Annotated in this window: 14 protein-coding genes; 3 read left to right on the top strand and 11 right to left on the bottom strand. The window is 33.7% G+C overall.

All coding sequences use genetic code 11. From position 1 onward, the window contains the following. Nucleotides 1–6: 6 nt before the first annotated feature. The 11 genes from BUE95_RS04195 to BUE95_RS04140 form a co-directional block, all read right to left on the bottom strand. Entirely contained in the window at nucleotides 7–996 is a 990-nt protein-coding gene (locus BUE95_RS04195; RefSeq protein WP_073581720.1) for a glycosyltransferase family 2 protein, read from the bottom strand. 3 nt (nucleotides 997–999) lie between these two features. Further along, complete coding sequence (locus BUE95_RS04190) at nucleotides 1,000–2,040, bottom strand: glycosyltransferase family 2 protein (RefSeq protein WP_073581718.1); 1,041 nt, start codon at nucleotides 2,038–2,040, stop codon at nucleotides 1,000–1,002. Nucleotides 2,041–2,194: 154 nt separating this feature from the next. Beyond that, the gene (locus tag BUE95_RS04185; protein ID WP_073581716.1) at nucleotides 2,195–3,388 is read right to left on the bottom strand and encodes a TDP-N-acetylfucosamine:lipid II N-acetylfucosaminyltransferase family protein; all 1,194 of its coding nucleotides are present in this window, start codon (nucleotides 3,386–3,388) and stop codon (nucleotides 2,195–2,197) included. Nucleotide 3,389: 1 nt separating this feature from the next. Beyond that, entirely contained in the window at nucleotides 3,390–4,037 is a 648-nt protein-coding gene (locus BUE95_RS04180; RefSeq protein WP_073581714.1) for an acetyltransferase, read from the bottom strand. Beyond that, entirely contained in the window at nucleotides 4,034–5,107 is a 1,074-nt protein-coding gene (locus BUE95_RS04175; protein WP_073581712.1) for a DegT/DnrJ/EryC1/StrS family aminotransferase, read from the bottom strand. The genes BUE95_RS04180 and BUE95_RS04175 overlap by 4 nt, the downstream gene beginning before the upstream one ends. Nucleotides 5,108–5,111: 4 nt before the next feature. After that, nucleotides 5,112–5,813 carry a class I SAM-dependent methyltransferase gene (locus tag BUE95_RS04170; RefSeq protein WP_073581710.1) on the bottom strand — a complete coding sequence of 234 codons (702 nt, stop codon included), beginning with the start codon at nucleotides 5,811–5,813 and terminating at the stop codon, nucleotides 5,112–5,114. After that, nucleotides 5,810–7,066, bottom strand: coding sequence for an ABC transporter ATP-binding protein (locus BUE95_RS04165; RefSeq protein ID WP_073581708.1), 1,257 nt, complete (start codon nucleotides 7,064–7,066; stop codon nucleotides 5,810–5,812). The genes BUE95_RS04170 and BUE95_RS04165 overlap by 4 nt, the downstream gene beginning before the upstream one ends. 702 nt (nucleotides 7,067–7,768) lie before the next feature. Continuing rightward, the gene (locus BUE95_RS04155) at nucleotides 7,769–8,626 is read right to left on the bottom strand and encodes an ABC transporter permease (protein ID WP_073581704.1); all 858 of its coding nucleotides are present in this window, start codon (nucleotides 8,624–8,626) and stop codon (nucleotides 7,769–7,771) included. Between the two features lie 1,212 nt (nucleotides 8,627–9,838). Then, a complete protein-coding gene (gene amaB, locus BUE95_RS04150) occupies nucleotides 9,839–11,389 on the bottom strand; it encodes an L-piperidine-6-carboxylate dehydrogenase (protein WP_394333985.1) in 1,551 nt (516 codons plus the stop codon). Nucleotides 11,390–11,611: 222 nt separating this feature from the next. After that, a complete protein-coding gene (locus tag BUE95_RS04145; RefSeq protein WP_073581702.1) occupies nucleotides 11,612–12,151 on the bottom strand; it encodes a 3-hydroxyanthranilate 3,4-dioxygenase in 540 nt (179 codons plus the stop codon). Nucleotides 12,152–12,243: 92 nt separating this feature from the next. After that, a complete protein-coding gene (locus BUE95_RS04140) occupies nucleotides 12,244–13,359 on the bottom strand; it encodes an endonuclease/exonuclease/phosphatase family protein (protein ID WP_073581700.1) in 1,116 nt (371 codons plus the stop codon). A 139-nt stretch (nucleotides 13,360–13,498) separates the two neighbouring features. Between BUE95_RS04140 and BUE95_RS04135 the strand changes: the two genes are divergently transcribed. The 3 genes from BUE95_RS04135 to BUE95_RS04125 are packed head-to-tail and all read left to right on the top strand — an operon-like array spanning nucleotide 13,499 to nucleotide 18,281. Beyond that, nucleotides 13,499–16,273 (top strand): TonB-dependent receptor, encoded by a 2,775-nt coding sequence (locus BUE95_RS04135; protein ID WP_073581698.1) that lies wholly within the window; start codon nucleotides 13,499–13,501, stop codon nucleotides 16,271–16,273. An 11-nt stretch (nucleotides 16,274–16,284) separates the two neighbouring features. Continuing rightward, nucleotides 16,285–16,905, top strand: coding sequence for a choice-of-anchor J domain-containing protein (locus BUE95_RS04130; protein WP_073581696.1), 621 nt, complete (start codon nucleotides 16,285–16,287; stop codon nucleotides 16,903–16,905). A gap of 5 nt (nucleotides 16,906–16,910) precedes the next feature. Continuing rightward, nucleotides 16,911–18,281: a DUF5689 domain-containing protein gene (locus tag BUE95_RS04125; protein WP_073581695.1), complete on the top strand. Its 1,371-nt coding sequence runs from the start codon at nucleotides 16,911–16,913 to the stop codon at nucleotides 18,279–18,281. Nucleotides 18,282–18,322 lie beyond the last annotated feature (41 nt).

Raw genomic sequence — 18,322 nt, 5'->3', positions numbered from 1 at the left:
AATGATTTAAAATAATTTTATTCTTTTTTTAAAATTCAAGATTTTAATAGCATCCGTAAAATTAGAGTGTTTTATAAAAAAAAGTAAACTATCAAATCTGAAAAAGGTTTTTAAATTAAAAAAAGACTTAAGCATGTTTAATTTTATATTATCTATCATCAAATTAAACTCTTTTACATCAAACTCATTTATTAAAAAGTTTTTTGACTCCAAATACTTGAAAAACTTTATAACAATTTCACATTCCTGTAAACTATGAATTTTATCATGAATAAATATTATTTTCAATTCTTCATCTGAAAATTTATCTTTGAGCGCAAAGTTTTTTAAATATTCCATACGAACAAAAAAACTGTTTTGCTTTTGAATTTCTCTATTAGAGACTGAAACTTGGTTACTATGTGCTCTATAATGCAGCAAAACTTCATCAAGATTTACTACCTTTCCAACATTTACAATTCTTGACCATAAATGAATATCTTCTGCAGGTTCAAATTTTTTATCATAAGGTGCTTGTAAAAAAACTTGCTTTTTACCCATTACACTTGGATGACAGAATGGAGTTCCAAAACACAATTTGATTTTTATACTATCATGACTTAATGGATATATTTTAACGCCATTATCTAAACCAATAAATTTTATGGCAGTTCCGCATAAGACTACATCAGGATTGTTTTCTAAAAATGCAACTTGTTTTTCAAACCGTGTGGATACACAAACATCATCCCCATCCATTCGAGCAATATATTCTCCTTTAGCAATTGAAATTGCATAATTCAAGCTATCCGTATATCCGGTATTTTTTTCTTTCTTTATTAGTTTTATCCTAAAATCTTTAAATTGTTCAATAACTGAAACTGTATTATCACTTGAAAAATCATCTACAATAATAAGCTCAAAATCTTTATAAGTTTGATTTAATATACTTGCTACTGTTTCAAAAATGAACTCTTCACAATTATAAACAGGTAAAACAACTGATATTTTTGTCATAGTTTATTTTTTTATATCATGAATAGTTAATTTCATAAAGGTACGTGGGACATTAATATATTCTTGATATCTATCATATAACTTTTTAATCAAAAATAATTTTAGCTTAGTACTCCTAGCTGTAAATTCTAAAAAATAAAACTTAACTATTTCAAACTTTCTAAAATCACAAAGGGTATTAATCTTGCCAAAGTTCATTATAGATTCTAAATAAAATCGATGAGTAATCGGCATTTTAATAAGAAAACGTATAGCTAATTTATTTGACTCATGTATTACTTCATTTTTAATTGAACTACTATTCTTTAGTGACTTCAAAATTATACAGATTGCACTGCTAACGGACTTATAATATTTAATTGTTCTATCATTATCTTTTATACTATTACTCCCTTGAATCTTATAAAAATTATCTGGACAATCTTCCCCACCAATTACAATTGGACTATTTAATAATGCTCTTGTATGCAATTCCCAATCTTGCCAAGCCTTAAGCTCTTCATTCCATCCACCAATTTTATTAAAAAACTCTTTCGACCATGTTACTCCGTTTGTATGCCAAGGCATGTCGACATTCAAAAACTTTCTCAACAAATCTAGATTTGTATCGCTTTTGTTATAAATATTCCAAAGAGCTATAGAATCACCAATTTTTGATTTAAAAATTGCTGTATTACTAATTAACAAATCAAAATGAGTCTTCGAATTTATAATATACTTAATCCTATTTTTGAGAGCATTGTCAATTAATAAATCATCTGAATCTAAAAAAATTAAAAATCGTGAATTGGATAATTTTGCACCATAATTTCTTGCACCATTTGCACCTGATTTATAATTAATTGGTCGTTTGTAATATTGAAATCTAGAATCTATTGACAAATAGTGATTGACAATAACTTCTGTTGAATCAGTAGAACCATCATCTACTATAATACATTCCCAGTCAGTATAAGTTTGCATCAACACACTATCTAAAGTCTCACTAATTAAATGAGCTCTGTTGTATGTTGGAATAATAATGGAAATTAATGGTTCATTCATAAATGTGTTCAATTTTTTATTTTTATAAAGCAACTAAATGCACTTGGTTTAATTCTTGAAACAATAACTTTCTGTTCTATTTCATTTGTTCCTATGATAAAAATTAGTAAGTACATACAACAATTTTATACAAAAGATTGAACTAAAATATAAGCTAATGAGTAACAATTTGAACTAAAGTTTTTATTTTATTATGAACAGCATTTCTAGAATACAAATCAAAAAATGTAATCTTGTTGCTTTTTTCTTCTTGTTCATTAAGCTCATAAAATAATTTAGAAGAAATATCTTTTACATTAAATATTTTCATTTCCAAAGATTGATAATAAGAATAAACCGGACTTTCTTCATTTAAAAAAAGTGTAGCTCCCAAATATCCTAAAGTAATTATATTTCCAACACCTTGTTGTCTCACGTGATTAAAAATAAGAGTACCACAGCTTAATAAAATATTATTATATTCTTCTAAAGTCATAAAATCAATAAGCGGGAAAAAATTTGAACCTAAAAATTCTCGCCCTGCTTCTATTACTTTCTCTTTGTACTGTAAACTTCCACTATAACTCAAAGGCACATACACTTTACGGTCATGTAAGTCCAATTTTGCCAATTCACTTAAAACTTCTAAATGATTATTTGAGGGGTCTGCTGAATTACCAACTATTATATTGGGTTGCTTAGAAACACTTTCATTAATTTTACTTCCTAACAAATCTTCAATACAACCATAAGTAAATGGTGCGTACTGGGCTTTTAAATTCATCTTTTTAATAAGACTATATTCTGTTGGTACTACAGGAACTACATAATCCATAAGTTGTGCGGCTCTATAGAAAGAAGTGTCAAAAGCATTGTTTAAAATGTGAAATCCTTTTCTGCTGAATTTTTTTATTAAATGTCGCTTTTGAAAAAGATAAAAAGATAACGAATTATGAATCAAATTTTTTTTTAAATCCGTTTTTAAATTTAAAAGAGATTTAGTGCTTGGTTGATAAATATTTTTTTTTAATAGAGGCCAATTACCGTACAAATCATATCCCCATATGAACCAAACTTTTTTTATTGTGGGTAAAATCTCGAAAACTAAACTTTGTTTATTGCTTTCCAAAGCATGCAAAAAAACAACATGACTTTTATCAGAATTAATAAATTGCAACAAATCTCTTTTTTCTTGCTGAATAGACAAATCAACACGGCTTACATTTGATGATTTAACATACTTAAAACCCGTGTTTTTTGATTTATTTACATAATAAACTGATTGTTCTGGAATGACCTCCTCAAATAACTTTATTGTAGGATCAATAAATTTATCATCATCAAAAATATGTATAAACTTAATCTGCATTTTAAAAATGAATTGGCGCTAATGATTTGATGATTTTTGCAGGAACACCAACAACCATAGTATTAGCAGGAACATCTTTTGTAACTACAGAACCTGCTCCAATAATTGTATTTTTACCTAATATTATTTTAGGTAGAATAGTAGCATTCGTTCCAATAGTACAATAATCTCCTATTGTACTATTGCCAGATATGTGAACTCCTGGGGATAACTCTACAAAATCTCCTATTTTAGAATCATGACCAACTGTACAATTTAAATTAATTAAAACTCCTTGACCAATTTTGATATCATTTGTAAGAATAGCTCCTGTCATGATATTACTCCCCGCACCAATTGTATTTCCGTAATGACCTATTTGAGCCAATGGACTTATAGTACTAGTAAATTCGCCACCCAACTGCACAAATTGATCCATTAATTTTTTTCTTAATAATGGATTACCAATACCTATTGTAAATCGGTAATCAACCGTTTTAAAATAATGTGAAGCAGCTTCTTTAGTTCTCAAAACCGGAAATTGCTCGTATAGTAAATGAGGCGTATCTTCATTAACATCATCATAAAAAACTAAATTTTCTAATTGATTCATTTGATACAAGACCTCCAAAACTTCTTTTGCAAAACCTTTAGCCCCTATTACAATCATAAATTAACATTTAAAATGGAAACAATTTTTTGTAACTCATTATTATTTAACTCAACATACAAAGGTAAGCAAAGTATTCTGGAAGCAATATTTTCAGAAACCGCCATTTTTTCTCCCTTCAAATATGCAATAGTGTTTAAAGATGGATAAAAATAACGTCTAGGGTAGATTTGCACTTCATTAAGTGCTTTTTGTACACGCAATAAAACGGATTCTTCTTGAAATATTACGGGATAATAGCTATTATTCCATTTCGTATTGGCTCTTATTTTCAAAGTTTGCACTTGAGATAAATCTAAATTTTGATTATAGAAATCCACTACACGTTTACGCTCTGCTAATATAGTTTCAATATGAGGTAAAACTGTTAAGCCCATAGCTGCCTGTAATTCAGAAATTTTCCCATTGATCCCTAAACCATGAAACGCCAATGGTCCGTCGTGTCCAAAATTATGACTGTAAAACAACTGATGTTGCAATTTCGTATCTTTTGCAAACAAAGCCCCGCCCTCTCCAGTGTGAAATAATTTCGTAGCATGAAAACTACAAGTACTTGCATCGCCATATTCAAAAATAGAGATTCCCTTATAGGTTACTCCAAAAGCATGAGCCGCATCATAGATTACTTTTAGCTGGTACTTTTTTGCAATAGCTTCTATAGCTTCTACATGGCAAGGATTTCCAAAAACATGCGTAGCTAATATAGCCGTAGTTTTTTCTGTTATGGCTGCTTCAATTTTGGTTTCATCGATTGTTAAATATTCGGGATGAATATCTACAAAAACAGGAGTACAATTTTCCCATACTATTGCAGCAGAAGTGGCAACGTAACTAAATGGAGTTGTTATGATTTCACCTCCATCACCAAGTAACTTTAAAGCAATTTGAATGGGAATAGTGCCATTAATGGTTACTAAAATATGATTTACCTTCAAGTAACTTTTCAACTTTTCTTCTAATTCCAACACCAATTCTCCACGATTAGTTAACCATTGGTTGTTCCAAATACGTTGCAATTGTTCTTGATACTCCTTTATTGGAGGAAAAAATGTTTTGGTTACATTAATCATATTATTACTTTCTTTTTGCTAAACACCAAATACCCGTTATCATTTGTCCTTCATTAAAAACAGCTTTATTTGAACCTGAATCCTTTTTCATTAAATATTTGACTACAGGAAAAATAAAAAAAGAAAAGATTTTTCGAAACTTAACTGGACAACCTCTTCTAGCATATAAAGCTAACATTAACGCCATACTTCCATGCCAATTATTGAAACTCTCCAAATTAATTACTTCAAAATTATTTTCTTCTAACATTCTTTTTAAAGCAAATGGCGTATATCTAAACTCATCATTTGGCACATCATGTAAAGTCCACAAAAAAGGAACAGTAATCAATAAATTTGCATCTTTTTTTAAGAGCCTACTTAATTCTTTCATGGTGTTTTCAGGCTTTGGCATGTGTTCCAAAACCTCAATCAATATGGCATTATCAAATGTTGAACTTTCAAGAGGCACTTCAAAACCATCCCAAAAACAATCAGGTTTTTGTGTTTTTTGATAAATCGGATTTTCAATATCAACACCCATATAACTCGTAATAACGGAATTTTCCATTATTAATTTCTTATACGGCATTGTTCCGCAACCTAAATCAAGAAGATTTCCTTTTTTAAAAATATCTTTAGAAATTCTTTCAATCAATTCTTTCTTTTGGGTCAAGGGAAAATAAATATCCATATTCTCAACCGTCAATTTATCTATATTTTTCATTCTATTTTATTAGTAATCCAATTAAATTCAGGTCTAACTACTCCTACAATCTTTCCAAACCAATTAACTTTTCTCTCTTGAGATTCAATTGCATTCCATGATAATATATCATCAAGATCAACTATAATTTTAGATTGGTTAACAAAAATTAACCGTAATTTATATTTATTATCATTTAGAAAGTTTTCCGGTATTTCGAAAATTGTCTCATAATTACCTTGAGATATTTCTATTACACTTGAAATGGAATTAAAAATTACGACCTCATTAAAATCTTTTAGTACTAAACTAAAATTAAATGCATTCATTTTTTCTAAAACAACATAATTTACCTTAAGAAAAGTTTTATTTTCTATTGAGAAAAAATTTTCTGAGGATAGCTCAATGCTATTAATTTTAATTTTTTCAGAATTATAAAAATCACTTAATTCATGCTTGTTGTAACTTAATTTTTCAAAGGATTCTCTCTCTAAATAATAATTCACAGCACTTTCAGCATCACTATTAAAAACTACTTTTCCATGCTCCAATACAATTCCTTTATTACACAAACTCTTCACTGCCGCCATATTATGACTCACAAACAACACCGTTCTCCCTTCTCCTTTACTCACATCATTCATTTTTCCCAAACATTTCTTTTGGAATTCGGCATCGCCCACAGCCAATACCTCATCTACAATTAAAATTTCGGATTCCAAATGCGCTGCAACCGCAAAAGCCAACCGCACATACATCCCCGAAGAATAACGCTTAACTGGTGTATCAATGTAACGTTCTACCCCTGAGAAAGCCACGATTTCATCAAATTTACGGGTAATCTCCTGTTTGCGCATGCCTAAAATAGCGCCGTTCAAATAAATATTTTCCCTCCCTGTCATTTCAGGATGAAAACCGGTTCCAACCTCTAATAACGAAGCAATACGCCCTTTTGTAAAAATCTTACCCGTTGTAGGTTGGGTCACTTGACTTAATATTTTTAACAAAGTAGATTTTCCAGCACCATTACGCCCTATAATCCCCACCGAATCCCCTTGGTTGATTTCGAAATTAATATCGCGGAGGCTCCAAACATAATCGCTATTGCCTTTACTACTTCGGTCATTTGCTTCCCCAATTTTTAAAAACGGATCTTCTTTCCCTCGCATTTGATACCACCAACGCTTCAAATCGTCTCTAACGGTACCCGTTCCCACGAGACCCAAACGGTATTGCTTGGCAATATTTTCTGCTTTTATTACTACTTTACTCATTACCTATTCAAAATTCAACATTAAAAAACTTGAAACCTGAAACAACTACTTAACCACTAAGCGCACCAAGGATTTCACAAAGCCCACTATGATTATTTAAATTTCTAAAATTTCTCCAATCCGTGTTCCTAAAATCCGTCACCATCGCCCTTCGCTTTAGCGAATCCGTCACCATCCGCGTTTTGCCAAAGCAAACCCGTGTCATCCGCGTTCCAAATTTTAAAAATTTCTCAAATTCCCCCAATCCGTGTTCCAAAAACTTGAAACTTGAAACAACCACTTAACCACTAAGCGCACCAAGGATTTCACAAAGCACCACCAAGATTTTTTACATTTCTAAAATTTCTCCAATCCGTGTTCCTTAAAATCCGTCACCATCCGCCTTCGCTTTAGCGAATCCATCACCATCCGCGTTTTGCCGAAGCAAACCCGTGTCATCCGCGTTCCAAATTTTAAAAATTCCCGAAATTTCATCAATCCGTGTTCCAAAAACTTGAAACCTGAAACAACCACTTAACCACTAAGCCCACCAAGGATTACACCAAGCACCACCAAGATTTTTTACATTTCTAAAATTTCCCCAATCTGTGTTCCTAAAATCCGACACCATCCGCGTTTTGCCAAAGCAAACCCGTGTCATCCGCGTCCCAAATTTTAAAAATTCCCAAAATTTCATCAATTCGTGTTCCAAAAACTTGAAACCTAAACCGTATCCATAAAGGTCTTCTGCGTCTTATTAAACACCAAAATACCAAAGATCAATATCACCAACGCAAACACTCCGGGATAAATCAAATCTGCCATTACAAAAGTCCCTGCCCCTAAATACGCATAGCGCATATAATCAAACAACCCCACCAAAGGATTTAGTTCCACTATCCATTGGTAAGCCGCTGGAACCGATGAACTTGGATAAATTACAGGAGAAGCATACATAAACAACTGTACCCCAAAACCGATAAGTTGGTTCAAGTCTTTATATTTCGTAGTCATAGCCGATAAAATCAAGCCAATACCCATAGCTATCAAAGCCATTAAAATAACGATTATAGGCGTAAGGAAAATCCATGCATTCGGCTCAATTTGTTTTTGAAAAGTAAAATATCCCACAAAACCTAGGAACAATAGAAACTGGACTCCAAACTTCATTAAATTGGAAATCACTATTGTAAGCGGCATAATCAATCTGGGGAAATACACTTTTCCAAAAATACTTGCGTTGGTATTAAAAACACTTGATACCGTAGTTAAACAAGTCGAAAAATAGTTCCACAAGGTGATTCCCGCCATGTAGAATATAATTTTAGGCGCCCCATCAGTATCCAATTGGGCCACGTTTCCAAAGATAATAGTAAATGTGATTGTAGTTAATAAAGGCTGAATAAAAAACCATAGCGGCCCTAGAATAGTTTGCTTGTATACGGTTACAAAATCACGTCGCACGAATAAAACCAATAAATCGCGATAATGCCAAAGCTCTTTCAGATTGACATCCAAAAGACTGCTTCTAGATTCAATAATCGCATCCCATTCTTCAACATGAGTATTTTCCTGACGCATCTTTTTTGCAAATAATAGCCTTATCCTTCTGTAAACAAAGCGTTCAAATTTAAACTTTTTTAACCGAAGCGCCAATTTTATTAGAAATAGGATATTTAACCCGTTAAAAAAGGTTGGTTTCCTAATTCTTCGCTCTTTATTAGCAAGATATTTTACCCCTTAAGCCTCCCAAGATTTTTCTAATTTCTAAAATTTTTAAAATCCGTGTTCCAAAAAACTTGAAACAACCATTTAACCACTAAGCCCACTAAGGATTACACCAAGCACCACCAAGATTTTTTACATTTCTAAAATTTCTCCAATCCGTGTTCCTAAAATCCGTCACCATCGCCCTTCGCTTTAGCGAATCCGTCACCATCAGCGTTTTGCCGAAGCAAACCCGTGTCATCCGCGTTCCAAATTTTAACCATTCCTCCCAAATTAAAATTCCCAAAATTTCTCCAATCTGTGTTCCAAAAACTTGAAACCTGAAACAACAATTTAACCACTAAGACCACTAAGGATTACACCAAGCCCACCAAGATTTTTAACATTTCTAAAATTTTTAAAATCCGTGTTCCAAAAAACTTGAAACCTGAAACTTGAAACAACCACTTAACCACTAAGCCCACCAAAGATTACACCAAGCCCACCAAGATTTTTTACATTTCTAAAATTTCTCCAATCCGTGTTCCTAAAATCCGTCACCATCTCCCTTCGCTTTAGCGAATCCGTCACCATCAGCGTTTTGCCGAAGCAAACCCGTGTCATCCGCGTTCCAAATTTTAACCATTCCTCCCAAATTAAAATTTCTAAAATTCCCGAAATTTCACCAATCCGTGTTCCAAAAACTTGAAACCTGAAACTTGAAACAACCACTTAACCACTTAACCACTAAGCCCACCAAAGATTACACCAGGTCCACAAAGATTATTAACATTTCTAAAATTTTTAAAATCCGTGTTCCTAAAATCCGTCACCATCACCCTTCGCTTTAGCGAATCCGTCACCATCCGCGTTTTGCCGAAGCAAACCCGTGTCATCCGCGTTCCAAATTTTAAAAATTCCCAAAATTTCTCCAATCTGTGTTCCAAAAATCCGTGTTCCAAAAACCAGATAGCGGAATTGTGTGCTATACTCACAAAGTAAAACAACAAAAAACCCTGCAATTGCAGGGTTTCTCTATATCCAAAAAGCAACTAATCACTAATTACTTTTCACTAATCACTTATTTTACAAATCAAACTTAATACCTTGCGCTAATGGTAATGCTGTTCCGTAATTAATCGTATTGGTTTGTCTTCTCATGTAGGCTTTCCATGCATCAGAACCTGATTCACGGCCACCACCAGTTTCTTTTTCACCACCAAAAGCACCACCAATTTCAGCACCAGAAGTTCCAATGTTTACATTAGCAATACCACAATCAGAACCCGCAGCAGAAAGGAATAATTCCATTTCTCTCATGTTATTAGTAAAAATAGAAGAAGATAATCCTTGAGGAACTGCATTTTGCATTGCAATCGCTTCTTCAATTGTGCTGTATTTCATTACGTATAATACGGGAGCAAAAGTTTCGTGTTGTACAATTTCGAACTCGTTTTTAGCTTCAATAATACATGGTTTTACATAACAACCACTTTCGTATCCTTTTCCTTCTAAAACGCCACCTTCTACAATTACTCTTCCGCCTTCAGCTTTTGCTTTTTCGATAGCATTTAAGTAATCTTGTACCGCACCTTTATCGATAAGTGGTCCCACGTGATTGTTGGCATCTAATGGATTTCCAATTTTTAATTGTGCATACGCTTTGGCTAAAACGTCTAATGTTTTATCGTACACACTTTCGTGAACAATTAATCTACGAGTTGATGTACAACGTTGCCCAGCTGTTCCTACCGCTCCAAATACGGCTCCTACCAATACCATAGATAAATCGGCTTCTTTAGAAACGATAATCGCGTTGTTTCCACCTAATTCTAAGATAGTATTTCCAAAACGTTCAGCAACTGTTTTTGATACGTGACGACCAATTCTTGTAGAACCTGTAAACGATACTAATGGAATACGTTTGTCGTTATTGATTAAATCTCCAGACTCGTTACCCACTACTAAGCAGCTAATCCCTTCTGGTAAATTGTTTCTTTCTAATACCGTTTGAATGATGTTTTGACAAGCAATACCACACAAAGGTGTTTTTGAACTTGGTTTCCAAATACAAACATCACCACAAATCCAAGCTAACATGGTGTTCCAAGACCAAACCGCTACTGGGAAGTTGAAAGCCGAAATGATGCCAACCACTCCAAACGGATGCCATTGCTCATACATTCTGTGCATTGGACGTTCTGAATGCATTGTTAAACCGTGTAATTGACGTGATAAACCTACTGCGAAATCACAGATGTCAATCATTTCCTGAACTTCTCCAAGACCTTCTTGATACGATTTACCCATTTCAAAAGACACTAATTTTCCTAGTGCTTCTTTATGTTTACGCAATTCTTCTCCCATTTGACGTACGATTTCTCCTCTTTTTGGAGCTGGAACCAAACGCCATGTTTTGAAAGCCTCCGTTGCGGCTTGCATAGCTGTTTCGTAATCTTCTTTTGTAGAAGATTTTACTTTACCAATCAAATCACCAGTTGCTGGTGAATACGATTCGATGATTTTTCCGTTAGAAAACCACTTAGTTCCAGTAGAAGTTCCTTCGTTAATTTCTTTAATGCCTAATTGTTGCAAGGCTTCTTGCATACCAAATTGAATTGCTGCTTCAGATATCATTTTATAACTTTTTATTCGGTTTTTGTTAAATTTTTACAAAGATAAAAAATATATTGTAACTCCGTAAATGCAATTGTGTTTTAAAATTTTAACCACATAGAATCATAGGTTACTGTACTCAGATAAAGTCGTTTCACTTAACATGAGAAATCATAGCCATCTATCTAACCAGAATGGTCTATCCCTTTCTCTTTTTTTCTATGTTTCTATGTGGTTAGAGCTTTATTTTTTTGTTGTAAACTTAGGATTGGTTTCCATTATAGTGCCACATTTTTTGCACGTTCTTTTTTCTTCTGAATTGTAGAAGGTACTAAAATGGAGTAAGAAATCTTTTTCAATGTCGTGTAATTCAAAATATACTTCGTGTAATTTGTGATTGCAATTGTCGCAAAACCACAACAAACCATCATTGAATCCTTTTCCGGCTCTTTTTCTTTCGATTACCAAACCTACAGAACCTGCTGTTCTAGCTGGAGAATGAGGCACTTTAGCAGGATGTAAATACATATCGCCTGGACCTAATTTCATAGCCTTCTTTTCGCCTTCTTCCTGGATGTAAACCGTTATTTCGCCTTCTAACTGATAGAATAATTCTTCCGTTTCGTTATAGTGATAGTCTTTTCGTGCATTGGGTCCACCCACAATCATCACAATATAATCGCCAGAGTCAACATACAAATTCTTGTTGCCAACAGGTGGTTTTAATAATTCTTTATTATCCTCAACCCACTTTTGTAAATTAAACGGTTTTGCAATTGCCATATTTTCAATTTTAAACCGTAAAGTTACTAAAAAGAAAAAAGGTTAGCTGCATTTTATTGCTAACTAACCTTTTTAAAATATTTAAGCGTAAATTACTTCACTTCTTTCACTAAATAAATATAAACGGGAAAGTGATCTGAGAATCCGGGAACTCCATTTTGATTACGTAAGGGATACCCTTTCCATTGACCCGTTTTCTGAATTAAAAATGATTTGTTGTAAATACCCGCTTTCCAATATTTGAAAGTACTGTAATCATTATCAACAGGTATTAATTGCTGACTCACTAGAATTTGATCAAAAATATCCCCTGCATCTCTGTAAAACAAAGTAGCATGACCGTCTTTTTGCATTTGCTCAAACGGATTAAAAATATCGCGAGGTTCTTTTAAATCGGTTTTCTTTAGCTTTGCCCCGACACCTTGTTTTACCGATTTATTGTACGGACCATCGTTTAAATCCCCCATAGTAATAAACTTCGCTGTAGGATTGATTTTAATAATAGAGTCCATAATTCTTCTATTCAATCTTCCGGCTGCTTCACGATAAGGACTGCTTCTTTTTTCTCCACCAGAACGAGAAGGCCAGTGATTTACAATTACATTAATTTCTTCACCATCTAACAATCCTGTTACTAAAAGTTGATCACGGGTATAAATTCTTCTTGTCTTTTTATCTACATTAACATTCTCATCCCCATCTTCGTCTTCGTCTTTTGCTTTTTTCTTTTCCGTAGTTGTTTCGTTTTGATAAACATAAAGCGGAACATTGCTGTAGCTGGTTGGTTGAAAATGCTTTTCTTGATAAAGGAAACCAACATCGATACCTCTTTTATCAGGAGAATCAAAATGAACCACTTTATAACCTTTGTTGATTAAAGTAGGATGTTTTACTAAATCTTCTAGAACTCTTCTGTTTTCAACTTCACAAGCCCCAACAATTACGGGTGAATTTTTTTGATTCTCTCCCGTACCCAATTCGATGATAACGCGGCTTAAATTATCAAGTTTTTTGTTGTAACTTTTTTTAGTCCAACCATTAACTGGGGTGTACTCCTCGTCGTAAGTATCTGGGTCGTTAATCGTATCAAATAAATTTTCAAAATTGTAAAAAGCCACTGTGTGAACTTTGAATTTTTTATCCTGTGCAAAAGCATTGCTAATTATTAAAAATGCAACAATTGCGGTGATAAAACGTGTAATTTTCATAAAAAGGATGTTATGTTATTGTCAAGATTATTACAAATTGGGTGCCAAAGGTAAATAATATTATTAAAAGTTATACATTTGCAGGCTGTTAAGTTTAACACTGCTTAACAAAAATTTAGTATTAATTATAAATTTCTTTATGAAAAAACTTGTATTAAGTACCTTATTGGTACTACAAGCTGTTTTAGTTTTTGCACAGCAAAGCCCAGCCTTAAAAGGTAAGGTAATAGATGCTAAAAGTCAAAGACCATTACAAAATGTTTCGGCTTTCATTCAAAGCACAAACCAACCTGTTTTAACTAATTTTAATGGAGAATTCGCTTTTGAAACAATTCCATCTGGTGAGCAGGTATTGGTAATTCGATTTACAGGCTATAACCAACAAACGTTAGTTATAGAGCCTTCTACTGAGACCATAGATTTAGGAACTATTTTACTAGAAGAAGACATCACTTCTGAACAGCAATTATCGCTAATTACAATTACAGAAAACGACTTGGGAGACGACAACAGTGGCTCAGAAAGTACGGCTGGATTGTTACAAGCTACAAGAGATACTTACCAACAAGCTGCCGCTTTTAACTGGGGGCAAGCACGTTTCAGAATTAGAGGTTTAGACAATGAATATGGTACAACCATGATCAACGGTATTGTAATGAACAAACTGTATGATGGTAGACCACAATGGGGTAACTGGGGTGGATTAAATGACGCTACTAGAAATCAAGAATTCACAATGGGATCTAAGCCATCTGACTATACATTTGGGGGTATCTTAGGAACACAAGAAATCAACACAAGAGCTTCTTTTTACCGTCCAGGTTCAAGAATTTCGATGTCGGGAACTAATACCAACTACAGCTGGAGGTTAATGGGTACACATGCTTCAGGAATGAACAAAGACGGTTGGGCTTTTGTAGTTTCTGCCTCTAGAAGATGGGCACAAGAAGGTTATTTTGAAGGAACTGACTATGCAGCAAATTCTTTATTTGCAAGTGTTGAGAAGAAATTTAATGAGAACCACAGTTTGAATTTAACGACAATTTACGCTCAAAACAGCAGAGGTAAAAACTCGCCAAACACTCAGGAAGTAACCGACTTAATGGGAGTGAAATACAACTCTTACTGGGGATGGCAAGACGGCAAAAAACGCAACTCAAGAGATAAAGATGTTGAGGAGCCAATAGTAATGTTATCCCACTATTGGAAGCTGTCTGAAAGAACAAACCTAAATACGAATGTTGCTTTTCAAACAGGATTCATCGGAAACTCAAGATTGGACTTTCAATTAGGAGCTAATCCGGACCCGACTTACTACAGAAACCTGCCAAGTTATTTTAGTAATGAGCTAGGAGGATTGACTCCTGATCAAAACAGTTTATATACAAATGCTTTTAGATCTAGAGCTCAAATCGACTGGAATGCAATGTATGTAGCCAATCAAAACAGTGCTTTTACAGGAAGAAGTATTTATGCTTTATATGAAGACCGAACAGAAGATAATTTATTCAATGCGAATACCATATTAATTTCAAATTTATCGGATAACATTATTCTGAATGCTGGGGCAAATGTGAGAAAACTGAGATCGCAGAACTTCCAAAACATGTTGGACTTACTAGGTGGTCAGTATTTCTTAGACATCGATCCTTTCTTCTCAGGAGACGCTGCACAAGCAGACTTGAACAATCCAAACCGTCAAGTTAGAGAAAACGAAGCTTATGGGTATAATTACTTATTACATGCATTGACATTTGACGGATTTACACAGTTTAAATTCAATTATGATAAGGCTGATTTTTATTTAGCGCAATCTTTTTCTCGCACGGAATATCAAAGAGAAGGAATTTTCAGAAACGGTATTTATGCTAATAATTCATTTGGAAAAAGTAAAAGTGTCACTTTTGAAAACTTTGGTTTCAAAGGAGGGCTAACTTACAAAATTACTGGAAAGCATTTATTAGATTTCAATGGAGTTTACATGACAAAAGCACCAAACTTAAGAAACTCTTTCTCAAATGCGAGGTTAAACAATACCATAACACCTGATCTTAGAAGTGAGAGTGTTGTGAGCGCAGACGGTAGTTACATCATCAGAGCACCAAAATTCAAAGCTCGTTTCACAGGGTTTTATTCTAAAATTAAAGATGCTACTGAAATTGCTTTCTTCTATGGCGAAGGAATTGGAGGAGACGATGGAGGAGACGAAGATACTTTCGTAAGTGAAATTGTAACCGGATTAAGCAAACAAAATATGGGAGCTGAGGTAGGTTTAGAGTACAACATTACTTCTACGATTAAAGCAACAGCTGCAGCATCATATGGTCAATATATTTATTCAAGCAATGGAAATCTAAAAACCAATGATGATAACGTTGCTGCAACTGGAAACAATCCTTTAACTGACTTTGGAACAGTTTACATGAAAAATTATCGCCAACCAGGTATGCCACAAACAGCTGCTTCGTTTGGTTTAGAATATAGAGATCCAAATTTCTGGTGGATTGGGGCTAATGTTAACTATTTAGGAGATACGTATTTAGATGTTTCAAACATTTTAAGAACAGACAACTTCAGTATCGATGGAACAACAGGAGACAATTATGCTGGTGCTACACCAGAAACTGTGAGAGCTGCTTTAAGACAGGAAAAATTCGATAGTTTCACTTTAGTAAACTTAACTGGTGGTAAATCTTGGAGAATTAGCAGAGCAAATCGCAATACATTTGGTTTCTTTGCTTCTGTTAATAACGTTTTTGATATTGAATACAAAACAGGAGGATTTGAACAATCAAGAAAGGCAACTTTCCCAGATTTACAAGCAGATTTAGCTAACGGAACTCCTTCTTTTGGTCCTAAATATTTCTATGGTTACGGAAGAACATTCTTTGTTAACTTCTACATTAACTTCTAAAAAAATATACTATGAAAATAAAATTTTTAAAAACAATTTTCTTGTTAGCACTAGGTTCTAGTATGGTAACAAGTTGTGTAGGAGATGATGATTATGTAATTCCTACTGTTTTTACTTATGCCTTTAATGAAGGATTTGAAACCGCTCCTACTGGAAGTGGCGCAAATGAAGTTGCTATCGCTTTAGATGGCTGGGTAAATTTTAATGCCACATCAACACGTTTGTGGCATGCAAGATCCTTCAGCAACAATATTTATGCTGAATTTTCTTCTTTCTTTTCTGCGACTGGAAGTAATGATGAAGCTTGGTTAATTACCCCTGCAATAGATTTGACCACTACAACAGGTGAAGCACTTTCTTTCGTAACAAAAACACGATTTGCAAACGGTAATCCATTAACTGTTTTTATTGCTACAGACTATGATGGCACTACGGCTGGTATAGCAACAGCAACTTGGATGCCTTTATCATTTGTATCTCCAAGTGCTAATGATGTTTTTGTAAGCAGTGGAGCAATAGACATTAGCAGCATTAACAGTGACAATGTAAGAATTGCATTCAAATATACTGGAAGTAGAGCTGGTGTAACCACTACTTTACAACTTGACAACGTTAAGATTTCTAAAAATTAATAGCTATGAAAAACTTAAAACTAATATTAACAACGGCTGTTTTGGCATCTCTGATTGGATGCGTAAATGGTGATGATTATGGTACACCCGATTTATCAACCGAATGTGTTACTATTGCCAAAACAAAAGAAGTAACAGATATAACTGGCATTGCCACATCAGCAGCTACGCAGTACACAACAACTGATAATATTGACTACATTGAAGCTTATGTTACTTCAAGTGATGAAGGTGGAAATTTCTTCAAATCAATTTCAATGATATCAACAGATGGTGTAACAGGATTTAGCATGCCCGTTGATAATTATAATTTATACACTGAATTTGAACCGGGTAGAAAAGTTACCATCAAATTAGATAAAAACAGGTATTTCAACCGACAGTTTGGAAGCACCGTTTTAGGTTCTTCTTTTAACAACGGGGTTGGAAGAATCTCAAGTATTGAATATAAAGATGTGATTCTTAGAAGTTGTGAAAAAGTAGATGAAGCAACAATAGTGAACAATATTACTATTACACAAGCTAAGAATGATCAAAACTTAAACAAATTAATTGAGTTTGATGCCGTTCAATTCACTGATGCTTCATTGGGAAAAAAATATTATGATCCTTCTTTAAACAGTATTGGTGGAGCTACTAATCATGAAATAACGGATGAATTTGGAAATAAAGTTATCGTACGTATAAGTGAGTACGCTAATTTTGCTGCGAATGGAATCCCTTCTTTCAATGGGAAAATTAGAGGTGTAATGACAAAATTTAACAGCGATTATCAATTCATGATAAGAACCTTAAAAGATGTTAACCTTACCAACCCTAGATTGGATATTGATTTAAATCCTCCTTTAGGTGGTTCAGCAATTGTTTACGATGCTACGTTAAATGAGCCTTTTACTTCATACACTTCTAACAACCAACAAGTCTTTCCAAAGTACATCAATGATGCGGCTGTTGGAAGTAGATATTGGCAAAGAAAAACATTCGGTGGAAATACGTACATTCAAATGTCTTCGTTTGGAGGTACTCCTGAAGCTAATAGAACTTTATTCATCGTGCCTGTTAATATGACAGCTGCAAGCACCTTCTCTTTTGCTACGAATGCTGGTTTTCATAATGGAAATGTTTTAAAAGTATATTATACTACTGATTATGTTCCTGGATCACAAATTACTTCAGCAACGTTAGTTGATATTACATCTAGCTTTACCATTTCTCCTGGATTACCATCAGGCTATCCTTCAAGTTTTACGCAAAGTGGTGTTTATAATATTCCTGCTGGAGTTACTGGTAACGGTTTCTTTGTGTTTGAATATGTTGGAAATGGTACTTTTGGACCAACTACAACGATGCAAATTGACAATATTGTAATCAACTAATTACAATTTCCAATAAACTTCTAAAAGCGGCTCTTTTGAGT

Origin of the sequence: Flavobacterium cucumis (assembly GCF_900148835.1) — a bacterium.
Taxonomy (GTDB): domain Bacteria; phylum Bacteroidota; class Bacteroidia; order Flavobacteriales; family Flavobacteriaceae; genus Flavobacterium; species Flavobacterium cucumis.
Note: the sequence above shows the minus strand (reverse complement) of the source record. Positions and strands in the feature narration are given on the sequence as shown.

Coding starts and splice junctions, on each gene's coding strand:
- BUE95_RS04195 (WP_073581720.1), bottom strand. CDS start 996: ATGACAAAAATATCAGTTGTTTTACCTGTTTATAATTGTGAAGAGTTC.
- BUE95_RS04190 (WP_073581718.1), bottom strand. CDS start 2,040: ATGAATGAACCATTAATTTCCATTATTATTCCAACATACAACAGAGCT.
- BUE95_RS04185 (WP_073581716.1), bottom strand. CDS start 3,388: ATGCAGATTAAGTTTATACATATTTTTGATGATGATAAATTTATTGAT.
- BUE95_RS04180 (WP_073581714.1), bottom strand. CDS start 4,037: ATGATTGTAATAGGGGCTAAAGGTTTTGCAAAAGAAGTTTTGGAGGTC.
- BUE95_RS04175 (WP_073581712.1), bottom strand. CDS start 5,107: ATGATTAATGTAACCAAAACATTTTTTCCTCCAATAAAGGAGTATCAA.
- BUE95_RS04170 (WP_073581710.1), bottom strand. CDS start 5,813: ATGAAAAATATAGATAAATTGACGGTTGAGAATATGGATATTTATTTT.
- BUE95_RS04165 (WP_073581708.1), bottom strand. CDS start 7,066: ATGAGTAAAGTAGTAATAAAAGCAGAAAATATTGCCAAGCAATACCGT.
- BUE95_RS04155 (WP_073581704.1), bottom strand. CDS start 8,626: ATGCGTCAGGAAAATACTCATGTTGAAGAATGGGATGCGATTATTGAA.
- amaB (WP_394333985.1), bottom strand. CDS start 11,389: ATGATATCTGAAGCAGCAATTCAATTTGGTATGCAAGAAGCCTTGCAA.
- BUE95_RS04145 (WP_073581702.1), bottom strand. CDS start 12,151: ATGGCAATTGCAAAACCGTTTAATTTACAAAAGTGGGTTGAGGATAAT.
- BUE95_RS04140 (WP_073581700.1), bottom strand. CDS start 13,359: ATGAAAATTACACGTTTTATCACCGCAATTGTTGCATTTTTAATAATT.
- BUE95_RS04135 (WP_073581698.1), top strand. CDS start 13,499: ATGAAAAAACTTGTATTAAGTACCTTATTGGTACTACAAGCTGTTTTA.
- BUE95_RS04130 (WP_073581696.1), top strand. CDS start 16,285: ATGAAAATAAAATTTTTAAAAACAATTTTCTTGTTAGCACTAGGTTCT.
- BUE95_RS04125 (WP_073581695.1), top strand. CDS start 16,911: ATGAAAAACTTAAAACTAATATTAACAACGGCTGTTTTGGCATCTCTG.